This is a genomic window from Pseudomonas protegens (genome assembly GCF_003732485.1).
Classification (GTDB): domain Bacteria; phylum Pseudomonadota; class Gammaproteobacteria; order Pseudomonadales; family Pseudomonadaceae; genus Aquipseudomonas; species Aquipseudomonas protegens_B.
This window is the reverse complement of the sequence record NZ_MOAK01000053.1, coordinates 21325-28466: the sequence shown is the minus strand read 5'-3', so window position 1 is coordinate 28466 and position 7142 is coordinate 21325. Positions and strand designations below refer to the sequence as shown.

Genomic DNA, 7142 nt, shown 5'->3' with positions numbered 1-7142 from the left:
AGCATCATCACGCCCAGGGTCCCCAGGGTCAGCCCCGCCACGATCAGGATCAGCCACAAGCGCTGACTGATGGACATCTTGCGTAAGCTATTCATCATCCGGTCACTCCAGATTCTTGTTCTTGTCATAAAAGGCCGTGAGCATCCAAGCACGCCTGCCTTCGAGCGCCAACCCTACGGAAGTCCAATAACATCACGGCGCATTTTGCGCCTGTCTGTTAGGATTTCGGCGCCTTCGCGCAAAACCTGAACCTTTCTGAATTTTTCACAGAATTTTCATGGGGTTGTGTTGATCTTACGGGCGCCGGAATCTCGGCTACGCTCGTCGCAGTGAACGCTTTGAATACTTAAAAAAGAGGCATGCCTGGAGCATCGCCTTATGGGGGATTGATGGATCTTTGGACCGCCGTGCAGGCATTGATACTCGGGATTGTCGAAGGCCTGACCGAGTTTTTACCCATTAGCAGTACCGGGCATCAGATCATCGTCGCCGACTTGCTCGACTTCGGGGGCGAGCGGGCGATAGCCTTCAACATCATCATTCAACTGGGGGCGATTCTCGCGGTTGTCTGGGAATTTCGTCGCAAGATCTTCGACGTGGTGCTGGGTTTACCCACACAACCCAAAGCCCAGCGCTTCACTGTCAACCTGCTGATCGCCTTCCTGCCGGCGGTGGTGCTGGGGGTGATTTTCGCCGACCTGATCCACGCCTACCTGTTCAACCCCATTACTGTGGCCACGGCCCTGGTGGTCGGCGGCATCATCATGTTGTGGGCCGAGCGCCGGCAGCATCAGGTACACGCCGAGACGGTGGACCAAATCACCTGGAAGGACGCGCTCAAGGTCGGCTGCGCCCAGTGCCTGGCGATGATCCCGGGCACCTCGCGTTCGGGCTCCACCATCATTGGCGGGCTGCTGTTCGGCTTGTCGCGCAAGACTGCCACCGAATTCTCGTTCTTCCTGGCCATGCCCACCATGGTGGGGGCTGCGGTCTACTCCGGCTACAAGTACCGCCACCTGTTCCAGCCCGATGATTTTCCGGTGTTCGCCATCGGCTTCGTCACCGCCTTCATCTTTGCCATGATTGCGGTCAAGGGCCTGCTGAAGTTCATTGCCAGCCACAGCTATGCGGCGTTCGCCTGGTATCGCATCGCCTTCGGCCTGCTGATCCTGGCGACCTGGCAGTTCGGCTGGGTGGACTGGACGGCGGTCAAGCCATGAGCACGGCCCGTCGCCAGCAGCGTTCGGCCGGCGGTGCGCGGCTTCAGCATCCACGGGCCAAGCTGCTGGCGCTGGTGCTGCTTTGCGGGTTGCCGTTGTTCGGTTCGCTGTCGTTGTGGTGGAAGGGAATTTCGCTCATTCCCCTGGTCGCCTATGGCGCGGTCAGCCTGTTGACCTTCCTGGTGTACTGGCACGACAAGCGCCGGGCCCAGGCCGAGGGCCAGCGCATTCCGGAAAACGTCCTGCATGCCCTGGAGCTGGCCGGTGGCTGGCCCGGGGCCTTGCTGGCCCAGCAGTTGCTGCGTCACAAGACCCGCAAGGTTCCCTATCAACTGGTGTTCTGGCTGATCGTGGCCCTGCACCAGGTGTTCTGGATCGACCGGCTGTTCCTGGAAAGCAGTCTGTTGAGCCTGTTCTAGAGCAGCAGGCCGACCCGGACCCGCTTGGGCAGTTTGCTCACCACCAGTTGATGGGAACGCTGCAGCAGCGCCTCGAGTTCCGCGGCGCCCAGGGGGTAGGGGGTGTTCATGATGATCCAGTGCGCCCGGGCCAGATAGGGCGCCGGGGCAATGCCCGGGCGGTCGACATGGCCGAGAAACAGCTCCTGGTCGACCTTGAAGGCCAGCGAGTCGCCCCGCAGGTTCTGTACGGCGAACATCTTGTTGCCGGCAATCGAGAATACCCGCACGCCGCCCCACTTGTAGTCTTCCCGGGCACCCGGCAGACCGAGGCAGAATTGCGCCACTTGCTCTTCATTCAGGGTTCGGGCTTTCACAGCAGTCGTTCTCCGCAACGTTCGAAGGATTCACTCAGGTGTTCGATCCAGGCCCGCACGGCCGGCAGCACGCCCCGGCGGTGAGGATACACGGCTTGCAGCCAGCCGCCGGGCAATGACCATTGCGGCAAAATCTGCACCAGCTGGCCGCTGGCCAGTTCCTCCTCGCAATACAGCATGGGTAGCACGGTGCAGCCCTGGCCGGCGAGGGCACAGGCGCGGCGCACGATGAAGTCGTCGATGCCCAGGCGCGCTTCCAGCGCCAGATCGCAGGCCTGGCCTTGCTGGTCCAGCAGGCGCAGGTGCACCAGACGGTCGGCCTCCAGGGCGCCGAGAATCGGCAGGCGCCGCAGGTCTTCCGGATGTTCCACCGGGTATTCCCGGAGGAAGGCCGGCGTGGCCACTATCGCCGTCTGGGCCCGGCGCAGGCGGCGGGTCACCAGCAGCGGGTCTTCGTCGCCCAGCTCACGCACCCGCAGGGCCACGTCCACGCCTTCGTTGATCAGGTCGACACGACGGTTGAGCAACAGCATCTCCAACTGCACCTGAGGGTATTTCTCCAGAAAGCTGCTCACCAGTGGCGTCAGCAATTCATGGGCCAGGCCCACCGGGCTCGACACCCGGAGGCGCCCCCGGGGTTCGCTGGCCATGCTGGCCACGGCTTCGTCGGCCATTTCCGCTTCCAGCAACATGGCCTGGCAATGGCGCAGGTAGCGTTCGCCCACGGCTGTCAGCTTGAGCTGCCGGGTCGTGCGCTGCAGCAGCCGGGCCTTGAGGCGCTCCTCCAGTTCCGCGATGCGCCGCGACAGGCGCGACTTGGGAATGCCCAATTGGCGCCCGGCGGCGGCGAAGCCACCGGCTTCCACCACTTTGGCGAAATAATAGAGATCGTTGAGATCTTGCATGGGAAAGGCTCAATTGTCCTACTGATGGGACGAACTATCGCATTTATGCCGACTAATCAGCTATTGAATTCATCTGTAGGATTGCCGGCATCCGATCGCCCCGTGGCGGTCCTCACTTGGAGATCCCACATGAAACTCTTGCATATCGATTCCAGCATCCTGGGTGACAACTCGGCATCCCGCCAACTGAGCCACAGCGTGGTCCAGGCGTGGAAAGCCGCCCAGCCCGACGTGGCAGTGGCCTATCGCGACCTGGCCGGCGATGCCATCAGCCACTTCTCGGCTGCGACCCTGGTGGCCGCCGGCACCGCCGCCGAACTGCGTGATGCCGCGCAAAAACACGAAGCCGAGCTCAGCGCCCAGGCCCTGGCCGAATTCCAGGCCGCCGACGCGGTGGTGATCGCGGCGCCCATGTACAACTTCACCATCCCGACCCAGCTCAAGGCCTGGATCGACCGCATCGCCGTGGCCGGCCAGACCTTCCGCTACACCGAAGCCGGTCCAGAAGGCCTGTGCGGCGGCAAGAAGGTTGTAGTGGTTTCCACCTCCGGCGGCTTACACGCTGGCCAGGCCACTGGCGCGGCTCATGAGGACTACCTCAAGGTGCTGTTCGGCTTCCTCGGCATCACCGACATCGAGTTCGTCCGTGCCCATGGCCTGGCCTACGGTGAAGACGTGCGCAACAAAGCCATGAGCGACGCCCAGGCACAGATCAGCGAGCAGCTCTTCGCCGCGGCGTAAGGCTTGTGTAAAGACGCTTTCCTGCACGGCAAGCGCCACTAGACTCTGTATTCTGGTCACTGTTTGAAGTGATCGGAATGCGGAGTTTTTTTGTTGGCGTTTCCGGTGTTTCTGGCCCAGGTTATGCAAGTTTTTCGACGCGGGGAGTTGCGCTCCCTGGCGGTGCACCCGGAGTGACGGGCCAATCTTGTTTCAAGGCCTTGGCGGCAAGGGATGGCAGGGGCAACGGGCTTTCTCGATCCAGGGGCAAAGGTGGGCGTGTGATGAAGCGTCTTTGTGCAATGTTACTGATCTGCCTGCTCAGCAGCCTGATTTCGGTGCAGGCCGCCCCAGGGCCACATCCGCACTGGAGCGTGGGCTTCCACGAGATGAGTTTTCTCGACCCCCTGGACCTGCAGCCGATGCGCGCCATCGCCTTCTACCCCTCTACCGGCATCGAGCACGGCAGCCCGCTTGAGGGCTATCAGATCGCTGCCTCGCGAGATGCCAAGATCGCCATCGGTCGCTTCCCGATGCTGATGCTGTCACACGGCAATACCGGCACACCCCTGGCCCTGCACGACCTGGCCACGTCCCTGGCGCGCAAGGGCTTTGTCGTGGTGGCGGTGATTCATCCCGGTGACAACTCCAGGGACCACAGCCGCCTGGGCACCTTGAGCAACCTCTATGGACGGCCGATCCAGATTTCCGAAGCCATAACCGCAACCCTCGGCGACCCGATGCTGTCGCCTTTCGTCAATGCCGATCAGGTCGGGGTCATCGGTTATTCCGCCGGTGGCGAGACCGCCTTGATCCTGTCCGGCGCCACGCCTGACCTGGACCGCCTGCGGCGTTACTGCCAGGAACGTCCCGATGATCGCGATGCCTGCAATACCCAGGGCGAACTGATTGTCGACCGCGACGACCTGCAACCGGTGGCCGACCCACGGGTGCATGCGCTGATGCTGATGGCGCCTCTGAGCCTGAAATTCGGTCGCCAGACCCTGGCCGGGGTGCATGTGCCCGTGCTGCTCTACAGTGGCGATGGCGACAAGCTCGTGGCCCTGGACAAGAATGCCGCAGCCCTGGCGCGCAAGTTGCCCGTGGCCCCGGACTTCAAGCTGCTGGCCGGCGCCGGGCACTTTGTGTTCATGGCGCCGTGCACCGCCGAGCAGTTGGCGGCCATGCCGGCCCTGTGCACCGACGCCGACGGTGTCGACCGCGAGGATATCCATCGCAACCTGATTGCCGAAGCCGGCAAGTTCTTCGCCCATGCCCTGGGCCGGCCGAGTCGGGCAGGGATGCAGACCGCCGACCAGTGATTCAGGCGCCGGCCCGGCGCTTGAGCAGCAAGGTCAGTCCCAGGCCGGTGACCGAGAGCAGGGCGGCGCAGAAGAAAATCCACGAATATCCCAGGTTCAAGGCCACTGCGCCCATCAAGGGGCCGGCGATGGCCAGGGCCAGATCGAAAAACACCGCATAGGCACTCAGGCCGGCACCGCGGCTGCTGTTGGGCACTTGCTTGATGGCTTCCACCCCCAGCGCCGGGTACACCAGCGACAAGCCGAAGCCGGTGAGCCCGGCACCGATCAGCGCCCAGGCAGTGGAGGGCGCCAGCCATAGCAGGGCCAGCCCCAGGGTTTCGACACACATGCAGGCAATGGCCGAACGAAAGCCGCCAAAGCGGCTGATACAGGAGATGAACAGCAGCCGCGAGCAGATGAAGCACACCCCAAACACCGTCAGGCAATAGGCGGCGCCGCTCCAACCGCGACTCAAGTAGAACAGGGTGATGAAGGTCGTCAGGGTGCCGTAGCCGATGGAGGCCAGGCTGAGGCTGGCACCGAAGGGAGCAATGCGTCCGAAGACTGCCCAGAACGGCAGGCGCTCGCCGCGAATCACCGGCACCGAGGGTTTGTTGCGGATCAGTAGCAGCGCCAGCACCGCCAGAACCGACAGGGCAACGCCGAGACTGGTGAAACCGTATTGCTCAACCATCACCACCCCCAACGGCGCGCCAATGGCGATGGCGCCGTAAGAGGCGATGCCGTTCCAGGAAATCGAGCGGGCGGTGTGTTCCACGCCGACCTGGCCCATGCACCAGCTGATGGTCCCGACCCCGATCAAGCCTTGGGCCACGCCCAACAGCAGGCGCCCGCACAGGAGGATGGTCAGGCTCAGCAGGGGCAGTGATTCCAGCAGTACCGACAGCAGGGTCAGCACCCCGCTGAGCAGAATCCCCAACAGCCCGTAGATGATCGAGCGCTTGGTGCCTACGGTGTCCGACATGCGCCCGGCCATGGGGCGGCTGAGCAGGGTGGCCAGGTATTGCGAGCCAATGGTCAACCCGGCGACCACGGCACTGAAGCCCAGTTGTTCGTGCACATACCCGGGCAATACCGCAATCGGCAGGCCGATGCAGAGGAAGGCGATAAAGGTATAGATGACGATGGAGACGATCTGCAGGGTGATCGCCATGGAGCTTTGAGCTGGGCTTTGTGGCTCGGGCATGAAGGCTCGTTCGCGTGCGGCGGTTAGAGATCCGCATCATCGCGTGCCGTGATAATAAAAGGAAGCAGGCTAACGATCTTTCCCCTGCGCCCCGTAGGAGCTGGCTTGCCAGCGAAGGCGTTCTCAGGGGCAATGCCGACTCAAGGGCCTTTTCGCCGGCAAGCCGGCTCCTACAGAGGCCCGTGAATTCGTGTAGGAGCTGGCTTGCCAGCGAAGACGTTCTCAGGGGCAATGCCGACTCAAGGCAAGCTGGCTCCTGCGAGTGGAGGGGGCATATGAAAAAGCCCCGTCACAACGGACGGGGCTTTGCTTGACGCTTGTCGCTGGAAACGGGCTGCCGCTTTAGAACATCACGCCCTGGCTACGCAGGTAGTCGTCGTAGGTGCCGCTGAAGTCGGTCACGCCGCTTGGGCTCAACTCGATGATGCGGGTGGCCAGGGACGATACGAACTCACGGTCGTGGCTGACGAAGATCAGGGTGCCCGGGTAGTTTTCCAGGGCCAGGTTCAAGGCCTCGATGGATTCCATGTCCAGGTGGTTGGTCGGTTCGTCCATCACCAGCACGTTGGGCTTTTGCAGGATCAGCTTGCCGAACAGCATGCGGCCTTGCTCACCACCGGAAATCACCTTCACCGACTTGAGGATCTCGTCGTTGGAGAACAGCATGCGGCCCAGGGTGCCGCGGATCATCTGCTCGCCCTGGGTCCACTGACCCATCCAGTCGAACAGGCTGACGTCGTCTTCGAAGTCATGGGCGTGGTCCTGGGCGTAGTAGCCAAGTTCCGCGCTTTCGGTCCACTTGACGGTACCGGCGTCCGGGGTCAGTTCGCCCACCAGGGTGCGCAGCAGGGTGGTCTTGCCGATACCGTTGGGGCCGATGATCGCTACGCGCTCGCCGGCTTCGACGGTGAAGCTGAAGTTCTGGAACAGGGTCTTGCCATCGAAACCCTTGGACATGCGCTCCAGGGTCACCGCCTGGCGGTGCAGCTTCTTGGTCTGTTCGAAGCGGAT

General features: G+C 62.7%; 8 protein-coding genes. 4 read left to right on the top strand and 4 right to left on the bottom strand.

The window, feature by feature from the left end; genetic code table 11:
* Positions 1 to 389: 389 nt before the first annotated feature.
* Positions 390 to 1220 (top strand): undecaprenyl-diphosphate phosphatase, encoded by an 831-nt coding sequence (locus tag BLX41_RS13275; protein WP_123725249.1) that lies wholly within the window; start codon positions 390 to 392, stop codon positions 1218 to 1220.
* A complete protein-coding gene (locus BLX41_RS13270; protein WP_123725248.1) occupies positions 1217 to 1639 on the top strand; it encodes a DUF1294 domain-containing protein in 423 nt (140 codons plus the stop codon). Before BLX41_RS13275 ends, BLX41_RS13270 begins: the two co-directional genes overlap by 4 nt.
* On the opposite strand, the gene BLX41_RS13265 is transcribed toward BLX41_RS13270, so the two are convergent.
* Positions 1636 to 1980 (bottom strand): MmcQ/YjbR family DNA-binding protein, encoded by a 345-nt coding sequence (locus tag BLX41_RS13265; protein WP_185073545.1) that lies wholly within the window; start codon positions 1978 to 1980, stop codon positions 1636 to 1638. The two genes, BLX41_RS13270 and BLX41_RS13265, sit on opposite strands and share 4 nt — an antisense overlap.
* Positions 1981 to 1991: 11 nt before the next feature.
* Positions 1992 to 2900 carry a LysR substrate-binding domain-containing protein gene (locus tag BLX41_RS13260; RefSeq protein WP_123725246.1) on the bottom strand — a complete coding sequence of 303 codons (909 nt, stop codon included), beginning with the start codon at positions 2898 to 2900 and terminating at the stop codon, positions 1992 to 1994.
* A gap of 129 nt (positions 2901 to 3029) precedes the next feature.
* On the opposite strand from BLX41_RS13260, the gene BLX41_RS13255 reads away from it, so the two are divergent.
* Positions 3030 to 3641: an FMN-dependent NADH-azoreductase gene (locus BLX41_RS13255; RefSeq protein ID WP_123725245.1), complete on the top strand. Its 612-nt coding sequence runs from the start codon at positions 3030 to 3032 to the stop codon at positions 3639 to 3641.
* Between the two features lie 263 nt (positions 3642 to 3904).
* Positions 3905 to 4942 (top strand): alpha/beta hydrolase family protein, encoded by a 1038-nt coding sequence (locus BLX41_RS13250; RefSeq protein ID WP_123725244.1) that lies wholly within the window; start codon positions 3905 to 3907, stop codon positions 4940 to 4942.
* Position 4943: 1 nt separating this feature from the next.
* On the opposite strand, the gene BLX41_RS13245 is transcribed toward BLX41_RS13250, so the two are convergent.
* On the bottom strand, positions 4944 to 6131 hold the full coding sequence (locus tag BLX41_RS13245; protein ID WP_123725243.1) for an MFS transporter: 1188 nt from the start codon (positions 6129 to 6131) through the stop codon (positions 4944 to 4946).
* A gap of 342 nt (positions 6132 to 6473) precedes the next feature.
* Positions 6474 to 7142 (bottom strand): ATP-binding cassette domain-containing protein (locus BLX41_RS35265; protein ID WP_259744838.1); only part of this gene is annotated, 669 nt, incomplete at its 5' end.

Coding starts and splice junctions, on each gene's coding strand:
- BLX41_RS13275 (WP_123725249.1), top strand. CDS start 390: ATGGATCTTTGGACCGCCGTGCAGGCATTGATACTCGGGATTGTCGAA.
- BLX41_RS13270 (WP_123725248.1), top strand. CDS start 1,217: ATGAGCACGGCCCGTCGCCAGCAGCGTTCGGCCGGCGGTGCGCGGCTT.
- BLX41_RS13260 (WP_123725246.1), bottom strand. CDS start 2,900: ATGCAAGATCTCAACGATCTCTATTATTTCGCCAAAGTGGTGGAAGCC.
- BLX41_RS13255 (WP_123725245.1), top strand. CDS start 3,030: ATGAAACTCTTGCATATCGATTCCAGCATCCTGGGTGACAACTCGGCA.
- BLX41_RS13250 (WP_123725244.1), top strand. CDS start 3,905: ATGAAGCGTCTTTGTGCAATGTTACTGATCTGCCTGCTCAGCAGCCTG.
- BLX41_RS13245 (WP_123725243.1), bottom strand. CDS start 6,131: ATGCCCGAGCCACAAAGCCCAGCTCAAAGCTCCATGGCGATCACCCTG.